At 64.0% G+C, this 17,351-nt stretch carries 11 protein-coding genes and 1 pseudogene; 4 read left to right on the top strand and 8 right to left on the bottom strand.

All coding sequences use genetic code 11. The annotated features are described in order from the left end of the window. Positions 1-8: 8 nt before the first annotated feature. On the bottom strand, positions 9-1,133 hold the full coding sequence (locus UP06_RS01975; RefSeq protein WP_045000031.1) for an efflux RND transporter periplasmic adaptor subunit: 1,125 nt from the start codon (positions 1,131-1,133) through the stop codon (positions 9-11). A 17-nt stretch (positions 1,134-1,150) separates the two neighbouring features. Further along, a pseudogene (locus UP06_RS42635) lies at positions 1,151-2,751 on the bottom strand (efflux transporter outer membrane subunit). A gap of 214 nt (positions 2,752-2,965) precedes the next feature. On the opposite strand from UP06_RS42635, the gene UP06_RS01965 reads away from it, so the two are divergent. Continuing rightward, positions 2,966-3,604 carry a TetR/AcrR family transcriptional regulator gene (locus UP06_RS01965; protein WP_045000029.1) on the top strand — a complete coding sequence of 213 codons (639 nt, stop codon included), beginning with the start codon at positions 2,966-2,968 and terminating at the stop codon, positions 3,602-3,604. 36 nt (positions 3,605-3,640) lie between these two features. Here the strand turns inward: UP06_RS01965 and UP06_RS01960 are convergent, their stop codons facing one another. Both UP06_RS01960 and UP06_RS01955 read right to left on the bottom strand, forming a co-directional pair. Then, on the bottom strand, positions 3,641-5,008 hold the full coding sequence (locus UP06_RS01960) for a M23 family metallopeptidase (protein WP_197087103.1): 1,368 nt from the start codon (positions 5,006-5,008) through the stop codon (positions 3,641-3,643). 111 nt (positions 5,009-5,119) lie between these two features. Next, positions 5,120-5,812 (bottom strand): peroxiredoxin, encoded by a 693-nt coding sequence (locus tag UP06_RS01955; protein WP_082081207.1) that lies wholly within the window; start codon positions 5,810-5,812, stop codon positions 5,120-5,122. A 204-nt stretch (positions 5,813-6,016) separates the two neighbouring features. Between UP06_RS01955 and UP06_RS01950 the strand changes: the two genes are divergently transcribed. Next, on the top strand, positions 6,017-9,814 hold the full coding sequence (locus UP06_RS01950) for a YhdP family protein (protein WP_045001052.1): 3,798 nt from the start codon (positions 6,017-6,019) through the stop codon (positions 9,812-9,814). Between the two features lie 140 nt (positions 9,815-9,954). Here UP06_RS01950 and UP06_RS01945 read toward each other — a convergent pair whose 3' ends face one another. The 4 genes from UP06_RS01945 to tyrS form a co-directional block, all read right to left on the bottom strand. Continuing rightward, positions 9,955-11,649: a methyl-accepting chemotaxis protein gene (locus tag UP06_RS01945; protein ID WP_045000025.1), complete on the bottom strand. Its 1,695-nt coding sequence runs from the start codon at positions 11,647-11,649 to the stop codon at positions 9,955-9,957. Positions 11,650-12,009: 360 nt separating this feature from the next. Next, complete coding sequence (locus tag UP06_RS01940) at positions 12,010-12,447, bottom strand: DoxX family protein (protein WP_045000023.1); 438 nt, start codon at positions 12,445-12,447, stop codon at positions 12,010-12,012. 220 nt (positions 12,448-12,667) lie between these two features. Further along, positions 12,668-13,927, bottom strand: coding sequence for an MFS transporter (locus UP06_RS01935; RefSeq protein WP_045000021.1), 1,260 nt, complete (start codon positions 13,925-13,927; stop codon positions 12,668-12,670). A 56-nt stretch (positions 13,928-13,983) separates the two neighbouring features. Further along, complete coding sequence (gene tyrS / locus UP06_RS01930) at positions 13,984-15,237, bottom strand: tyrosine--tRNA ligase (RefSeq protein WP_045000019.1); 1,254 nt, start codon at positions 15,235-15,237, stop codon at positions 13,984-13,986. Between the two features lie 160 nt (positions 15,238-15,397). Here tyrS and UP06_RS01925 point away from each other — a divergent pair, with 160 nt between their 5' ends. Continuing rightward, a complete protein-coding gene (locus UP06_RS01925) occupies positions 15,398-16,501 on the top strand; it encodes an anhydro-N-acetylmuramic acid kinase (protein ID WP_045000017.1) in 1,104 nt (367 codons plus the stop codon). A gap of 168 nt (positions 16,502-16,669) precedes the next feature. Next, the gene (locus UP06_RS01920; RefSeq protein ID WP_045000016.1) at positions 16,670-17,347 is read left to right on the top strand and encodes a glutathione S-transferase family protein; all 678 of its coding nucleotides are present in this window, start codon (positions 16,670-16,672) and stop codon (positions 17,345-17,347) included. Positions 17,348-17,351: the final 4 nt, after the last annotated feature.

The raw sequence follows: 17,351 nt of genomic DNA, 5'->3' as shown, positions 1-17,351 counted from the left end.
CTTCCTCCTCAGTGATCGGCGGGTGCCGGATTTGGATCGTTCGCCAGGGGAATGGAGTTGTCGATCTTCAGCAGGGTGCCGTTGCGCAGCTTGATCTGGCCCGCGGTGACGACGGTTGCGTCCCGATCGAGACCCGAGATCACGGCCACCTGATCACCGCGGGTGGCGCCGGTCTTGATGAAGGTCTGGCGGGCCACCAAACCCTGCTTGTCCGGCGCCTCGCTCTTGACGGCGAGGAACACCGACTCTCCATAGGTGTTGTAGACGATGGCGGTCTGCGGCAGCGTGAGATAGCTCGTGCTTTGGCCGACACGGACATCGATCCGTGCGAACATGCCGGGCAGAAGCTTGCGATCCGCATTGTCGAAAATCGCGCGGACCTGAACGTTGCGGCTGGTTTGATCGACCTTTGAATTGATCGCCTGTACCGTTCCTTTGAAGCTGCGGTCCGGAAAGGCGTCGACGCGCGCCACGACCTCTTGCCCGACGGTGACCTGATCGATTGCCTGCTGCGGCAGCGTAAAGTCGAGGAAGAGATGGTCGAGAGCCTGCAGCGTGACAATGGTGGTGCCTGCGGTCAGATACTGGCCAACGTCGACCTGACGCACACCGAGACGGCCGGCAAACGGCGCACGTAGCGTCTTTTGATCGACTAGCGCCCGCTGCTGGGCGAGCAGGGCGAGAGCGTTGCGCTCGTTGACGGCATCGCTGTCGACCGTCGCTTGGCTGACTGCATTGATCTTCAACTGGCCCTGATCGCGCCGCAACGTGATGCCGTAGCCGTCGGCGGTGGCCTGCAACGACTGTAGCTTGGCGACGTCGTCCTCTTTGCGCAGATCGAGAAGCGTATCGCCTGCGGCGACATCCTTGCCGGATTCGAAATGAAGGCTGTCCACGATGCCGGGCTGTTGCAGCGAGAGATCTGCGCCGTTTACGGCACGAAACGTGCCGATCGCAGTCAAGGTCGATTGCCAGTCGCTGACCTGCGCAGCGGTCGTCGATACCGTTTGCGGCGGATCGGCGAGCGAGGCCATGACTTGACTGATCATGCCGGCGCGAAAATTGACGAACCAGGCGAGGGCGGCAAACACCGCCCCGATGACACACAGCATGATGATCATGCGCTTCAACATGGCGTCGGGCTTTCGCGTTAGTTGGATTGCGGGGCCGGCTGCACCGGCAGGGCCCCGGCGGGGACGAATATCGCGGCAACGCCTGCGGGCTTTGCCTCGGCGGCGGCGGATTCATCGACGCGATTCCACCAGCCGCCACCAAGCGCCTGATACAGCGCCACGGTGTCGGCGTAGCGCGAAGCCTGCGCCTTCACGCGATTGATCCGCGCCGTCAGCAGCGTCTGTTCGGCGTTGATGACGGAGATGAAGGTGGTGGAGCCTGCCTTGAACTGAGCCTGCGACATCTTGAGGCTTTCGGCGGCGGTTTTTTCCGCCTCGACCTGGGCCTTCAGGAGGTCGGCATCCGATTGGATCGCGCGCAGCGCGTCGGCAACGTTCTGAAATGCCGTGATCACGGTTGAACGGTATTTCGCGCCGGATTGCTCCAACGCAGCGACTTTGGATTCCTTGGTGTGGAACAAGTTTCCGGCGTCGAAAATCGGCCCGGTGACGCTGGCGGCCACGCTCCAGGCCGCAGATTGCGGCCCATAAAGTCCCGAAAGTGCCAGTGCCGAGCTGCCGCCCGACGCCGACAACGTGACGTTTGGAAGCATGTTGGCAATGGCAACACCGACATTTGCGCTGGCCTGCTGCACCTGGCTTTCCGCGGCCTGAATGTCCGGCCGCTGCCGCACCAGCAACGAGGGCACCGTGACCGGAAGGTCGCGGGGCAGGCGCAAGTTCGCCAGAGGGACCGCTTCGCCCCTGTCCTGACTCGGCAGCCGGCCGAGATAGGCCATCAGTTGGCCTGACTCGGCAGCCGGCCGAGATAGGCCATCAGTTGATTGCGGTTCTGCGCGCGCGACTTTTGTAACGGTGGCAGGGTTGCGAGCGTTTGCGCAAGCTGGGCCTTCTGCGTCAGGACGTCGGCGTTGGAGACGGCGCCGAGCGCGAATTGCTGTTCGAGCAACGCCACCAGCTGGCGCTGGCCCTCGATCTGTTCCTCGGTGACACGAATCTGATCCGCGTAGGAGGCGTCACTGATCGCGGTCGTCACCACATTCGCCGTCAAGGTCAGGTAGGTCGCCTCGAGTTGGAAACGCTGGTAGTCTGCATTGGCGAGATCGGCCTCGATCCCGCGCGCCTTGCCGCCGAAGATATCGGGCGTGAACGAAATCGGGACTGACGTTTTGTACAGGGTGTACAACGACGACGGTCCGGTCTGGCCGGCTTCTGCCAGGGGTGTCTGACTGCGGGTTACGCTGTCGCTTCCGGTAATGGACGGCAGCAGCGCGCTCATGTCGGCTGCAGCGACCTCGCGCGCTTGGCGCAGCGCCGCCTGGGCTGCGGTGATGTCGGGATGGTTGTCGATCGCTTCCCGGACGAAGGCTTCAATCCGTCGCGAGCGAAACACCTTCCACCAGATCCCCGGCACGTCCGCGCCGCTGACGAATCTCTGTGCCGTTCCGCCGGGCCCGTCTGCCCCAACTGCCACGGACAATCGGCCCGCGGTGTATCCGGTGACCCCCGGCGCGTCCGCCGGAATGAAATCCGGACCGACCGCGCAGCCGCCAAGAGAGATGACGGCTTGAAGAAGAGGTATCAAGGCACCTTTTTGGAGGAATGTTCGGTAAGACATCGCCACTCGCAAGAACTGAACCGTTTAGTACTTGATTGGCTAGGCGAATATTGTCAACGGTACTGAACGGTTTAGTTTTATTTCTGATTGTGAAAAACTAGGCTACGCGCGCGTTGGTCAAGTGCGCCTGTTTGTTCTTTCAAGTTGTTGACGCTCGGTCATTGTGCGCGCTGCGGACGACGACAACGAGTCGCGAACTGACGGAGAGCCATCCTTGATCGAAACGATTGCCCATCCTGCTCACGAGAAGGACAGCGCACCAGCGGGCCGCAAGATGGACATCGTCATCCGTGCGGCGTGGCAGCTGTTTCTCGATCAGGGCTTCTCCGCGACCAGTATGGATGCGATCGCGAAAGCCGCCGGCGTGTCGAAGGCCACGCTCTACGCGTATTTCCCCAGCAAGGAGGCCCTGTTCGCTTCATTGATCGTGGCGGAGTGCGAGAGCCTGCAACGCGACCTGCCGCTGCCCCAACTGTCGGCCGGACTGTCCGAAGCGCTGCGGGAGTTCGCCAAGCAATACCTCCACAGCTTCATTCACCGGAAGGATGTCGCCTTCGTCCGCATCATCGCCAACGAAAGCGGCCGGTTTCCTGTGCTCGCGCGGCTCTTCTATGAAAGCGGCCCCGAGGCGACGATCCGACGGCTCTCTCAATTCCTTGAAGAAGCGAGGGCCGCAAAGCTCCTGGAATTTGACGACGCGATGGAAGCCGCCAAACAATTCCTGAGCCTGGTCCGCGGCGAACTACCGCTGCTGATCGTGCTGGGCCTCAGCGATCTCACGGAACGGGCGATCGAACAGGAGATCGAGGCAGGACTCAAATTCTTCCTGAAAGCATGTCAGCCTCGTGTCTGAAGCGCCACGCATGTTTGGTGAAGGCAGGGGCCAGGCCTAGCCCGCGCTGAGGCGCACACCGGCGCGCAAGAATTTCTGCGGATCGACCGCCTCGCCGTCGATGCGGGTCTCGTAATGCAGATGCGGGCCGGTCGAACGTCCGGTCGAGCCGACGAGTCCGACTACCTGGCCGATCTTCACGATTTCGCCGACCTTCACATTGATCTCGGAGAGATGGCCGTAGCGGGTCGCAAGTCCGTTGCCGTGGTCGACCTCGATCATGCGGCCGTAACCGCCGGACCAACCTGCCGAGACGACCTTGCCGTTGGCGGTGACGCGAACGGGATCGCCGGTCGAGGCACGGAAGTCGAGGCCGGTATGCATCGCAGGCCGGCCGAGGAAGGGATCGCTGCGCACGCCGAAGCCGGAGGTGAACTCGACTTCGCCGACGACGGGCTTGCGATAGGGCACCAGCGCCAGCGTACGGTTGAGCCGGTCCATGTCGGCGCGGGTGAGGTTGATGCGATAGAGCTGCTTCTCGAACGGCCCGGCGTTGGCAGTCAGTTTGACGGGGACAAAAGGTCCGCCCATGGCGGTGCGCGGCACGGCGGCCTCGAGGTTGGCCATGTTCAGGCCGAGATCACTGACCACGCCGCGCATCCGACGCATGCGCGAATCCATGCCTTCCTCGACGGCGCTGAGCGCTGCGATCTGGCGGCGCTCGACCTGGTCAAGCGAGGTTGTGAGTCGGACCAGGACATTGTCGAAGCCCTGGTTCTTGGCGAATTGATTGACCGGCGGGGCCATCACAGTCGGCGCCCGCGATTCGAGCCGCGCCTCGCGATCGGGAGGGGCCACGAAGATCACGGTGTCGCTGATCGGGGACGGCTTTGGTGTGCCCTGCGTCGTCGTCTGGGCCGCATCGCCGCGCTGTGGCGTCGAGCGGGGAATCGATCCGGTGACGTCAGGCATGGCGCCAAGCGCCGTGGCCCGGGACTCCAGCGCCGTCTGACGCTTCATGATCTGATCTAGCTTCTGGTCGAACTGCTCCTGGTCGAGCAGCTGCCGGCTGGTGGTGCGGTCAACCTTCGCACGCAGCTCGGCGATGCGATCCTCATAGGCGTATTGCATCTCGGCCTGGCGGGCGATCAGCCGGGTCAGGACGTCGTCGCGGAAGGCGAAATAGGTGGCAGTTGCCGCCGACCACAGGCCGAGCAGCACGATCGTGCCGACCACGATCCAGAACACCACAGGCCCCAGGCGAACCTGCTTGCCGTGATGCACGATGGTGTAGGCGTCGTCTGTGTCGGGAAGGGGAATCGCCGTTGCCACCGCAGCGGTGGCAGGACGGCGATGGAAGGACCGTCCGTGGTCGTGAGCCTGATGCTGGGGGTACTGCGAATATTGGGCAGAACTATTCGACATCGGCACTCCCGCGCCGGTCGGAACGGTTCCTGACGGCTCAATTGCCGCTGCAATCTGGGCCGGTCATGGTTAATTTTTCGGAAACGAGGGTGCTCGAATTTAACGGGCTGGTTAAAGACTTCTTGCCGCTGCCAACACCTCGTCGGCATGGCCGTCGACGCGGACATTGCGCCAGACCTTCGTCACCTTGCCGTCGGCCCCGACCAGCACCGTGGTGCGAAGAATCCCGAGGAAGCTCTTGCCATACATGGATTTTTCGCCCCAGGCGCCATACGCCTCCAGCATCTCATGCGTCTCATCCGAGATCAGGGGAATGCCGAGACTATGTTTGTCGCGGAACTTCTCCTGGGCCTTTAACGGATCGGCGGAGATGCCGAGGACGGCGGTACCGGCCGCGGCAAAGGCGTCCTTGAGCCGCGTGAAGTCGATGGCCTCGCGGGTGCAGCCGGGCGTGTCGGCGCGGGGGTAGAAGAACAGGACGAGCTTCTGGCCGGCGTAATCGGCCGGCGTCACCACGCTACCGCCGTCGCGGGGCAGTCGGAAGCCAGGGGCCTTCTGGCCCTCGGCCAGAGCGGGCGCGGAAACGGCTTTGGGCTGAGAGGCCTTTTCAGAAGATTTTAACCGTTTGGATGCGGCCTTATGCGATGCTGCTTTTGCGTTTGTCTTGGTTGATTTGCCTGCTGATGCCCGCTGTGTTTTCGCCGGGCCTGTTTGAGTCGATGCCCGTGTTTTCGGGGTCTTCTTTTTAGCCGTCAGACTGCCGGAGGGCGTTTTGGACGATTTCTTTCGGGATTTCTTGGACATACGCCTTCCTTTCGTCGCTTTCGGCGGGTCAACCAAAGCGGTATTGCAGCTCTCGTCCGGCGTGCCGGATTCGCGCCCTCGGCTGGGCAAGTTTGACGACGCCGGAGTATGGTTACAAGGAATTCCACGCACCACCCCACTGCTCGTTGAACGCGCTCCCGGGGCGACATGACGAACAGCAGGAATATTCGAGGCATGGCGGCAATGCCGGGGCGGGGAGCTTCGATCCCCGTCGATGGCTGCGGTCCCGGCGGCGCTCAATCCTTCGATGGGCACCTGTATCGAGAGGCAATGGCAAGGAATACGTCGCCCCAGGATCACAATCGCGATTTCGATCGGCGCGGCGGCGGACAGGAGCCGCCGGAATGGGACGAGGCCGATTGGGATCCGAATCAGGAGGAGGAGGCGGGCCATCGCGCACGCCGCCTGTTGTCGCGTTCCAGTTCGCGCTTCAGCGTCGGTGATAGCTTCTCGTGGTTTCGGCGCGTGCTGCCGAGCGGACGCTGGCTTCGCCGGATCGCCGTCGTCCTCGGCGCACTGATCGTCATCTTTGTCGGCTGTTTCGGGGCGCTGTGGTGGCGGCTCGGCGCCGGTCCCATCAATCTCGACATGGCGACGCCCTGGCTTGCCGCCGCCATCGAGGACAATATCGGCCACGGCAACACCGTCGAGGTCGGCGGCACCCAGATCGAGCGGGCCGGGCGGATCCGCATCGCGGTGCGCATCCGCGACATCATCGTCCGCGATCATGACCATGCCATCGTCGCCAGCGCGCCGAAGGCCGAGGTGAGGCTGTCGGGGGCGGGACTCCTGATGGGGCACCTGCGCGCCGAAAGCCTCAATCTCGTCGATGCCGAGCTTGCGATCCGGATCGCGCCGGACGGGACCGTTACAGTGTCCGCCGGCGACACGGCGAAGCCGCTCGCAACCGGCGTCGCGTCCAAGAAGGAAGCGGGCCTGCCGCCGACATTCCCGCGTAACGGGGTCCCGCCGCCGCCCTTCGGGGCGGCGCCTGCAAGCCCGGACGTTTCTCAGGCTGCGCCTCAGAGCACCGCGCAGAGCGGAATCCTTCAGGGTCTCGACTGGCTCGACAGCCTGAGCTTGACCGGCCTCGACGGCCAGAACCTCAACGAGATCGGTCTCAAGAACGGCAATCTGATCGTCGACGATCAGCAGCGCGGCGGCAAATGGACGTTTGAGAACATCACGCTCAGCCTGCGCCGGCCGAGCCATGGCGGTGTCGCGCTCAGCTTCGGCGAAGAAGGCGCGCGCCCGTGGTCGCTGCGCGCCACGATCGGGCCGAGCGAGAACGGCGTGCGCTCGATCGACATCCGTGCCGACAAAGTTTCGACCTCCAACATCCTGCTGGCGCTGCGGGTGAAGGACCTGACCTACACCGCCGACCTGCCGCTAACCGGCGAGCTCAAGGGCGAACTCGGCCGCGATGGCGTGCCGACTTTCTTCCGCGGCAAGATCACGGTCGGTGCGGGCAACATCATCGACACCGACACGCCCGACTATCCGATGGCGATCGACTCGGCCGAGATCAATGTCGAATGGGATGCGAGCCGGCGGGTGCTGGTCGCGCCGTTCAAGATCCTCTCCGGCGCCAACCGCCTGACGCTGCTGGCCCATGTCGAGCCGCCGAATGGCACCATCAACGACTGGCAACTCGGTTTCAGCGGCGGGTCGATCCTGTTGGGTGGCATCGACAACGAGCCGCCGCTCGTCTTCAACCGCATCGCGATCGGCTTCCGCTTCGACACCGACCACAAGCGCATGCTGTTGACGCAGGCCGATATCTCCAATGGCGAGATCGGTGTCGCCGGTACCGGGGCGATCGACTATTCCGGCGAGCCGCGCCTGACGCTCGGCTTTGCCGGCACGCCGATGTCGGCCTCTGCGCTGAAGCGGATGTGGCCGACGCTGGTCGTGCCCGAGTTGCGCCAATGGGTGATCGAGCGGATCGAGCGCGGCACGCTTCAGCGCATCGAGGTCGGGATCAACTCGCCGACGCGCAACCTTCCGCGCAAGGGACCGCCAATTCCCGATGACGGCCTCTCGGTCAACATCGTGGCGAGCGGCGTCGCGGTCCGCCCCGTGGACGGCATGCCGGTGGTGCACGATGCCGATCTGAAGGCGCACGTGACCGGACGCACCGCGACCGTGACTATCGGGCAGGGCATTGCCGATACGCCCGCGGGCCGCAAGGTCACGATCTCCGACTTCACCTTCGAGGTGCCGGACATGGCGCCGAAACCATCGCCGTCGCGGACCAGATTCCGCGTCGATGGTCCGGTGCCTGCCGCGGCCGAAATGCTGTCCAATGATCGCCTGAGCGATCTGTCATCGACCGTCATCGATCCGAACACCAGCAAGGGCACGTTCACGGCCAACATCCAGTTGGGCCTGCCGGTCAAGGGCGAGCTGACCAAGACAGACACTGTCTACGCCGTCACCGCCGATCTCAATGGCTTTGCCGCCGACAAGCTGGTGATGAACCAGAAGCTGGAGGCCAATAACCTCAAGATCGTTGCCAACAACCAGGGCTACCAGGTCAAGGGCGACGTCAAGATCAATGGGCAGGCGGCCTCGCTCGACTACCGCAAGGCGACGGATGGCGATGCGGACGTCAAATTGCAGACGACGCTGGATGATTCCAGCCGTGCGCGCCTGGGCTTCGACCTGAGCCCGGCCGTCAGCGGCTCGGTGCCGATCAAGCTGTCGGGCAAGATTGCCGGCGGTCCCGACCAGACGACGAAGCTCGGCATCGAGGCCGACCTGACCTCGGTCAAGCTCGACAACATCCTTCCCGGCTGGGTCAAGCTGCCGGGGAAGGCGAGCAAGGCAACGTTCAAGGTGGTGCCGACAGCACAATCGACGCGGCTCGAGGACATCGTCATCGAAGGCGGCGGCGCTTCGATCAAGGGCTCGCTCGAGGTCGACCCGAATGGCGACCTCATGAATGCGAACTTCCCGGTCTACTCGCCGTCCGACGGCGACAAGACGTCGTTGAAGGTGGAGCGCGGTCAGGACGGTGTGGTGAGGGGCACCATGCGCGGCGACGTGTTCGACGGCCGCGGCTTCCTGAAATCGGCGATCTCGGGCAATTCCAAGGACGACGCCAAGAGCAAGCTCAAGAACGTCGATTTCGACATCGATGTGAAGCTCGGCGCGGTCGCAGGCTTCAATGGCGAGGCGATGCGCAGCGTCGAGGCCAAGATGTCGAAGCGCAGCGGCGCCGTCAAAGCGTTCACCCTGAACGGCAAGATCGGCCGCGACACGCCGGTGGCGGCCGATCTGCGCGGCGGGCGTGCGCAGGGCAGCCGGGAGGTGATCTATCTCCAGACCGACGACGCCGGCGCATTGCTGCGCTTCACCGACACCACCAACAAGGTCTTCGGCGGCCAGATTGTGGTGGCGATGGAGCCGCCGACGTCAGAGCCTGCGACCAGGGAAGGCCTGATCAATGTGCGCGACTTCACGGTGAAGGGAATGGATCAGCTCGATCGCGTCGCGGCGGGCGGCCCCAACGGCGCGCAGAGCGGCGTGGCTTTCACGGCGTTGCGTGCCGAGTTTACCCGGCAGAACGGCGCACTCACGGTCCGCAACGGTGTGGTGAAAGGACCGATGATCGGCGGCACCATCGAGGGCTCGATCGACTATCCCGGCAGCCAGGTGTGCATGAGTGGCACCTTCGTGCCGATGTATGGCGTGAACAATATCTTTGGCCAGATCCCGTTGTTCGGCATCTTCCTCGGTGGCGGCAACAATGAAGGCCTGATCGGTGTCACCTATGAGGTCGTCGGCACGCCGGCAGCGCCTGTGATGCGCGTCAACCCGATCTCGGCGATGGCACCGGGCCTGTTCCGCAAGATCTTCGAGTTCAACACCGGCAAGCAGAACACGCCGATCGACGAGTTGCCGTCGGCGCAGTCGGGCGACAGCCCGACGGGATCGGCACGGCCGCTGTCGAGCGGTTGCAGCCTCGCGCGGCGATAGCCGCGAATGACTGCGCCCATTCTCTGAAACGTAGATGCCCGGGACATCTAGCGCGAAGACGCGCTTCGCGCTTCTGCCCGGGCATGACAATCTCTTTTGACGATCTTTTTTGACGATCGCTTGGGAGCGCTTCGTGCGTCTTACGCCGCGCGCACGCCGGCCAGGAACGCCCCGACTTCGCCCGAGAGCTGCTCGGCCTGCTTGGACAGGTTCGATGCGGCGGTGAGCACCATGCCGGCCGCGTTGCCGGTCTCGTTCGCCGCCGTGCTGACGCCACCGATATTGGTGGTGACCTCCTTGGTCGCTTCCGCCGTCTGCGAGACGCTGCGGGCGATCTCGGCTGTGGCAGCACCTTGCTCCTCGATCGCAGCACCGATCGAGGTCGCGATCCGGCTGACTTCCTCGATGGTGGCAGTGATGCCGCCGATCGCATCCACGGCTTCCTTGGTCGCGCCCTGGATCTGGGCGATCTTGTCGCCGATCTCGCGGGTGGCTTCCGCCGTCTGGCTGGCGAGTGACTTTACTTCAGATGCGACGACGGCGAAGCCGCGGCCGGCCTCACCGGCGCGTGCGGCCTCGATGGTGGCGTTGAGCGCGAGCAGATTGGTCTGCGCCGCGATGCTCGAGATCAGCTCGGCGACATGCTCGATCTGCTGGGCGCCGTCGGACAGCGCGCGCACGATGGTGTCGGTGCGGCGTGCGCTGTCGACCGCGCGACCGGTGACTTCGGCCGACTGCGCGACCTGACGGCTGATCTCGGTGATGGAGGAGGAGAGCTCCTCGGCGGCCGCCGCAACTGTCTGAACGCGCTGGCTAGCTTCGGTGGCTGCCGAACCGACCACGGCAGCGCGACGGTTGGTGCCCTCGGCGGTCGACGACATCGATTTGGCTGTTGTCTCCAGCTCGCCGGAGCCCGAGGCCATCATGCCGACCAGCTGGCCGACGGAGGCATCGAAGCGGTCGGCGAGCGAGATCAAAGCATCGCGCTTCTCCTGCTCGCTGCGGGACTTGGCCGCGATCTGTTCGGCCTCCAGTGCGCGCGCCGTGAGTGCGGTCTTGCGCAGCACTTCGAGCGTCTCGGCCATGCGGCCGATTTCGTCGCCGCGGTCGGTCTCTTCGACCGGCTTGTCGAGGTTGCCGTCGGCAATGTCCTGCATGCGGTTCTTCTGACGGTCGAGCGCGCTGAGCACGTCACGAGCAATCAGCCAGGATAGGATCGCCATCAGCAGCATCAGGCCGACGCCGACCGCGGCGAGCTCCAGCGTCAGCGCACGCACGTCGGCGTCGATGTCGTCGACATAGAGGCCGTAGCTGATCGTGGCGTTCCAGGGCGCGAACAGGCGCACGAACACGGTCTTGCGGACGGGCTCGGTCTGGCCGGGGCGCGGGTAGAGATAGGACGTGACGCCGCGCTGGGGCGCCTGCTTGGCGGCATTCAGCTGGGCACCGGCAATCACGACGCCGTTGGAATCCGTGGCGCCAGTGATCTTGCCTTCGAGCTGCGGATTGGCTCCATTGACCAGAATCGATGTGTCGGCGTTGTAGACGACGGGATAGCCTTGGCCGCCGCCGAATTTCATGTTGCGGGCACGCTGGCGGAACTGGAGCTTGGCATCGTCCGAGCTCATCTTGCCGGCGGCGACGTCATCCTGGAAGTTCTGCGCGAGCCCGTGGAGCAGATCGACCGCAGCCTTCATCTGCTGGACCCGGTCCTCGATCATACGGCTCTTGCTGAGAACGGCGGAGAGCGCAATGATCGCCGCGACCGTGAGGGCCGCAAGGCAGACCATACCGGCGAGCTTGGTGCGGATCTTCAGATGACTGAGCAGTTTCATCGCGGCCTCGACGGAATGGTTGTCATTGTCATCGTCCGTAACATGAACTTCTTACCAATCATGAATACGGGCGTGCGGCGACCGGCCGCGCAGGCCTCCCCTCGCAGCCCTATGCGCAACCGTGCAGGCAGAAGGCCCTGCGCTGGCGCGCGGGGCTGCACATGTTCTGGTAAATCGATGTTGGACTTTGGCGGTGAGGGAGCCTGACGGGACCGGCAATGAACCGATTCGTTCACCGCATCATCATGTCCGTGCTGCTTGTCGCCGCACTGGCCGTCATCTGGAACGTGCTCGGGGCACGCTGAGATGGCACCGGCAATCCGCCGGTGCCATCTTGCTTGCGCGTCGAGTGTGAGCGCGTCAGCGCCGCGCGAATGCGCCGCTCGCCGCGTCGCTCTCCTTGCCCACCAGCGCATCGACGCTGACCGAGCCGCCGCCCGCTGCCGAGAGGTAGAGGCAGGCGAAGCAGAACAGGATCGCCGCGGTGCCGCCGTTGAGCAGCGGCAGGAGCACGGGCGTGCCGGTCTTCATGACGTGGCCCATGAAGTAAGCGAAGGCCATTTCGCCTGCCAGGATGAAGGCTGTGAGCCGGGTGAACAGGCCGAGCATCAGGGTTGCGCCGAGGATCAGCTCGATCGTGCCGGCCGCGTAGATCAGCGGCGGGATATCGGCGAAGTAGGGAAGCACCGGAAACTTGAACAGTTTGGCTACGCCATACTGGAACAGCAGCAGTCCGGTGATGAAACGAAACAGGCTCAAGAGAACCGGTTGAAAGCGAGTGAGATAGGGAAAGTTCATTGGTTTGTGCCCTCCATCCAATGCTGCGACTTGGACCGCATTCAGTTCCAGCCCGCAAGCCGCGCCGGGTCAATTCGCGCTGACATTTTTGTCATGTTGGACAAAACACCGCAGGTCGGGGTTTCAGCCGCATGTGATCCGCATTTTTTGCGCGTGTTTGCGTCGCGCCCATCCGTAATTCCCCGGTGACACGAATGAGCTCAGGTTACCTCCGAGACACCTACCGTCGCAAGGCGGGCACGATCAGGAACGGGATCATTCCGAGGATCACGCTCGCAAATGCGAAGACGAGCAGCGCGTTGTAGCCATGGGTGGCGTCATGGATCAGGCCGCCGCTCCAGGAACCGAAGGCCGAGCCCAGCCCGCTGCCGATCGAGATCGTGCCGTAGATGGTGCCGACCCGCTTGCCCCTGAAAATCTTCATCGCGGTGGCCGTGATCAGCGGCCCGCGCGAGCCCATCATACTGCCGAAGCAGACCACGAAGCCGGTGAGCAGGATGACGTTCGGCGAATACTGCAACAGCCACAGCAGGAAGATGCCGAGGATCGAGATCGCGTAGCTCAGGAGCACCGACGGCCGGCGCCCGATCAGGCCGTCGAGCGCGGAGACCCCTAACATGCCGAACACCAGCACCACGCCCGAAAAACCCCAGGCGGTCGCGGCCTGGAGCGGCGGAAAGCCTGCATCGATCAGATAGGCCACGATCTGCGCGGCAATCGCGTACATGCCGACCGCGGTGAAAAAGAAGGTCGAGAACAGCGCCCAGAACGCATGGTGGCGCATGGCCGCGAGAAGCGTCCAGCCGTGATCGACGAAATCGGGATCGGTCTTCTTGCTGACATGCGGCGAGCCCGACGCGAACAACCGCCAGGGCAGCAGCATCAGCGGCACCAGCAGGCCCAATGCAGCGAAGCCGAACAGCTGGTAGGTCTCGCGCCAGCCGAGATGATCGATCAGCAACTGCGAGGCCGGCAGCAGCGCCAGCACGCCGCCACCCATCGCCGAATAGACCACCGCCATCGCGGTCGGCAGCCGCGGCCCGAACCAGCGGCCGAGCAGGATCGAGTTCGGCACGTTGCCGATGAAGGCGACGCCGATGCCGACGCAGAGTCCGATCGAGATCTGGAATTGCCAGAGCGATTGCGCATGCGCGGCAATCAGAAACGCGGAACCGAGCAACAGCAGCCCGAGCGCATAGACGATGCGCGGGCCGGAATGATCGAACAGGCGCCCGACCAGCGGCGCCGTCAGTCCGCTCACGAGCCAGGTCAGCGAATAGATCGAAACGACCTGCGCGCGGTCCCAACCGAAATTCTCGGAGATCGGTTTCAGGAAGACGGTGAAGCTTTCGCTCAAGCCACGGCCGAGAACGGCAAGCGTGAAGCACAGCGCGAGCACGACAAGTGCCGTGCGCACCGCGCCTTGCTGCGTAGCGGCGAGATGTTCCTCGGCCACGTCCCTGGGCGTGTTCTGATCCATGGCCGGTCAGGGAGCGCGCTTCGGTGCGCCCTGACAAGCATCAAAAGCTCATACGCCTATGCAGGCTTGAGCAGGATGTGCTTCTTCTTGCCGAACGACAGTTTGATCACGCCCTCCGGCTTGAGGCTTGCCTGCGTCAGCGTCATCTTCTCGTCGGTGACGGATTCGTCGTTGACGCGCAGACCGCCGCCCTTGATCTGGCGCCGCGCCTCGCCATTGGAGGCGACGAGGCCTGCCTTGACGAAGGCGTTGAGCACGCCGATTCCGGCATCCAGCTCACCGCGCGGAATTTCCACCGTCGGCAGGCTCTCGGCTAGTGCGCCTTCCTCGAAGGTGCGACGCGCGGTTTCAGCCGCTTCGTTTGCTGCGTCGCGCCCGTGCAGCAGCGCGGTCGCTTCCGTTGCGAGCACCTTCTTGGCCTCGTTGATCTCCGAGCCCGCGAGCGCCTCGAGCTTTTTGATCTCGTTCATCGGCATCGTCGTGAACAGTTTCAGGAATTTACCGACGTCGGCATCCTCGGTGTTGCGCCAGTACTGCCAGAAATCATAGGGCGAGAACTGGTCGGCGTTGAGCCAGACCGCGCCCTGCGCGGTTTTGCCCATCTTGGCGCCCGACGCGGTCGTCAGCAGCGGCGTCGTCAGCGCGTAAAGCTGATGCGTGCCCATGCGGCGGCCGAGATCGACGCCCATGATGATGTTGCCCCACTGGTCCGAGCCGCCCATCTGCAAATGGCAGCCGGTGCGCCTGGCCAGCTCAACGAAGTCGTAGGCCTGGCAGACCATGTAGTTGAACTCGATGAAGCTCATCTCATGCTCGCGCTCGAGGCGCAGGCGCACGGAGTCCATGGTCAGCATGCGGTTGACCGAAAAGTGCCGACCGACGTCGCGCAGCATCTCGATCCAGTTGAGCTTGGTCAGCCACTCCGCATTGTCGAGCATGATGGCGTCGCTCTTGCCCTCGCCATAGCGCAGCACTTTCGCGAACACGCCGCGGATCGAAGCCTTGTTGGCCTCGATCTCGGCGACGGTGCGGATCGCGCGCGTCTCGTCCTTGCCGGAGGGGTCGCCGACCATGGTGGTGCCGCCGCCCATCAGCGTAATCGGCTTGTTGCCGGACTGCTGGAACCAGTGCAGCAGCATCATGGTCAGATAATTGCCGATGTGTAGAGAGGGGGCGGTGCAGTCGTAGCCGACATAGGCGATCGCCTCGCCCTTGGCGGCGAGCGCATCCAGCCCCTCGAAATCGGAGCACTGGTGGATGAATCCACGCTCTTGCAGCGTATTGAGGAAATCCGATTTAAATGCAGTCATCTGTCGGCAAGCCTGATCATTCTTATTTTACGGTCATTGCGGCAAGCTGCGGAACCCGCGCCAGCCGGGCTGCCGCAAAAAAGCGCGTTGTGGCATTATAAGATGTGCTTGTTTGATACAAGTCAGGCGTCGGGGCAGGGGGCGTCGGGGCCAGCTTGAGATGATGTTGACGGCACTCGGTTTGATGAGCGGCACCTCGCTGGACGGGGTGGACGTCGCGCTGATCGAAACCGACGGGAAGCAGGTGAAAGCGTTCGGACCGTCCGGCTATAGGCCCTACAGCCCCGCCGAGCGCAATCTGCTGCGCCAGGCGCTCTCGGAGGCGGTGCACCTGCCGCAGCGCGATGCCCGGCCGGGGATTCTGGCCGAGGCCGAACGTGCGGTGACGCTGGCGCATGCCGAGGCGGTCGCCGCCTTCATCGCCCAGAACCGGATGAAGCCGGAGGAGATCGACATCGTCGGCTTCCACGGCCAGACCGTGCTGCATCGCCCCGAGCGGCGGTTGACGGTGCAGATCGGTGATGCGCTGGCGCTCGCCAAGGCGATCCATATCCCCGTGATGCATGATTTCCGCGCCGCCGACGTCGAGGCCGGTGGCCAGGGCGCGCCGTTCGTGCCGGTCTACCACCGGGCGCTCGCGCAATCGCTGGAGCGCGAAGGGCCGATCGCCGTGGTCAATATCGGCGGCGTTTCCAACATCACCTATATCGACGGCAACGATACGCTGATTGCCTGCGACACCGGGCCCGGCAACGCGCTGCTCGACGATTTCATGTACCGCACCATGAACCAGGCGTTCGACACGGAAGGCAAGTTCGCGGCGCTCGGCAAGGCGGACGAGACCTGGATCGCGCGGGGGCTGGAGCTGCCGTTCTTCGCAGCTCCGCCGCCGAAATCGCTCGACCGCAACGATTTTGCCGCGCTCAAGCTCGGCGATGTTGCGCCGGCCGACGGCGCCGCGACGCTCACCGCCTTCACCGCGGCCGCGATCGCCCGCATCATTTCGCTGCTGCCGCGGCGGCCCCGAAGCTGGATCGTCTGCGGCGGCGGCGCCCGTAACCTGACCATGCTGCGTATGCTGCGGGAGCGGGTTGGATCGGCGACCGTCGAAGCCGCGGAGACGCTCGGCTGGGCCTCCGATGCGATCGAGGCGCAGGCCTTTGGCTTCCTCGCCGCGCGCGGCCTCAAAGGCCTGCCGTTGTCCTATCCGGCCACCACCGGCGTGCCGATGCCGATGACGGGTGGGGTGATGGCGCGGCCCTAAGACACGGACGGTTGATGCAAATGCATGGATCTTGACTGGTTCATGCAATTGCATCTATCTTCGGCGCAGTTGGCGGCGCCGCCCGGGTCGGGGAACGGTATCACAACACCACTTGTTCACGATTTGTTCTTCTCGCACTCTGCGCCACCAACCGCCGGGATCACCGCCATGACCGATTCGCTCAAACTGATCAGCCACAAGCTTTGCCCCTATGTTCAGCGCGCCGTGATCGCGCTCAACGAGAAGGGTGTGCCGTTCGAACGGATCGACATCGATCTCGCCAACAAGCCGGACTGGTTTCTGAAACTGTCGCCGCTCGGCAAGGTGCCGGTGCTGGTTGTGGCGACGGACAAGGGCGAGGTCGCGCTGTTCGAGAGTAACGTGATCTGCGAATACATTGAGGAGACGCAGGCAGGCGGGAAGCTGCATCCGGCCGATGCGCTTGAGCGTGCCGAGCACCGCGCCTGGATGGAGTTCGGCTCGGCGATCCTGGGCGATCTCTGGGGTCTGGAGACCACGACCGATCCAGCGACGTTCGAAAGCAAACGCCAGGCGCTTGCGGCGAAATTCGCGCGCGTCGAGGCCGCGCTCAGCGCAGGCCCGTTCTTCGCCGGCGATGCGTTCGGCCTGGTCGACGCCGTGTTCGCACCCGTCTTCCGTTATTTCGACCTGTTCGATGAACTGACCGAGCTCGGCATCTTCAAGGACGTGCCGAAGGTGCGGGCGTGGCGGTCAGCGCTTGCGCAGCGACCGAGCGTGCACACCGCGGTCGGCGCGGACTATCCGCAATTGCTGCGCGCCTTCCTCGTGCGCCACGACGCGCATCTGCTCAAGCTCGCTGCCTGAGCCA

This window comes from Bradyrhizobium sp. LTSP857, assembly GCF_000938285.1.
Taxonomy (GTDB): Bacteria; Pseudomonadota; Alphaproteobacteria; order Rhizobiales; family Xanthobacteraceae; genus Bradyrhizobium.
This window is presented reverse-complemented; position numbering and strand designations above follow the sequence as displayed.

Excerpts from the sequence above, each read along its gene's own strand:
- UP06_RS01925 (WP_045000017.1), top strand. The coding sequence starts at position 15,398 with ATGATGTTGACGGCACTCGGTTTGATGAGCGGCACCTCGCTGGACGGG.
- UP06_RS01945 (WP_045000025.1), bottom strand. The coding sequence starts at position 11,649 with ATGAAACTGCTCAGTCATCTGAAGATCCGCACCAAGCTCGCCGGTATG.
- tyrS (WP_045000019.1), bottom strand. The coding sequence starts at position 15,237 with ATGACTGCATTTAAATCGGATTTCCTCAATACGCTGCAAGAGCGTGGA.
- UP06_RS01920 (WP_045000016.1), top strand. The coding sequence starts at position 16,670 with ATGACCGATTCGCTCAAACTGATCAGCCACAAGCTTTGCCCCTATGTT.
- UP06_RS01975 (WP_045000031.1), bottom strand. The coding sequence starts at position 1,133 with ATGTTGAAGCGCATGATCATCATGCTGTGTGTCATCGGGGCGGTGTTT.
- UP06_RS01960 (WP_197087103.1), bottom strand. The coding sequence starts at position 5,008 with ATGTCGAATAGTTCTGCCCAATATTCGCAGTACCCCCAGCATCAGGCT.
- UP06_RS01950 (WP_045001052.1), top strand. The coding sequence starts at position 6,017 with ATGCCGGGGCGGGGAGCTTCGATCCCCGTCGATGGCTGCGGTCCCGGC.
- UP06_RS01935 (WP_045000021.1), bottom strand. The coding sequence starts at position 13,927 with ATGGATCAGAACACGCCCAGGGACGTGGCCGAGGAACATCTCGCCGCT.
- UP06_RS01940 (WP_045000023.1), bottom strand. The coding sequence starts at position 12,447 with ATGAACTTTCCCTATCTCACTCGCTTTCAACCGGTTCTCTTGAGCCTG.
- UP06_RS01955 (WP_082081207.1), bottom strand. The coding sequence starts at position 5,812 with ATGTCCAAGAAATCCCGAAAGAAATCGTCCAAAACGCCCTCCGGCAGT.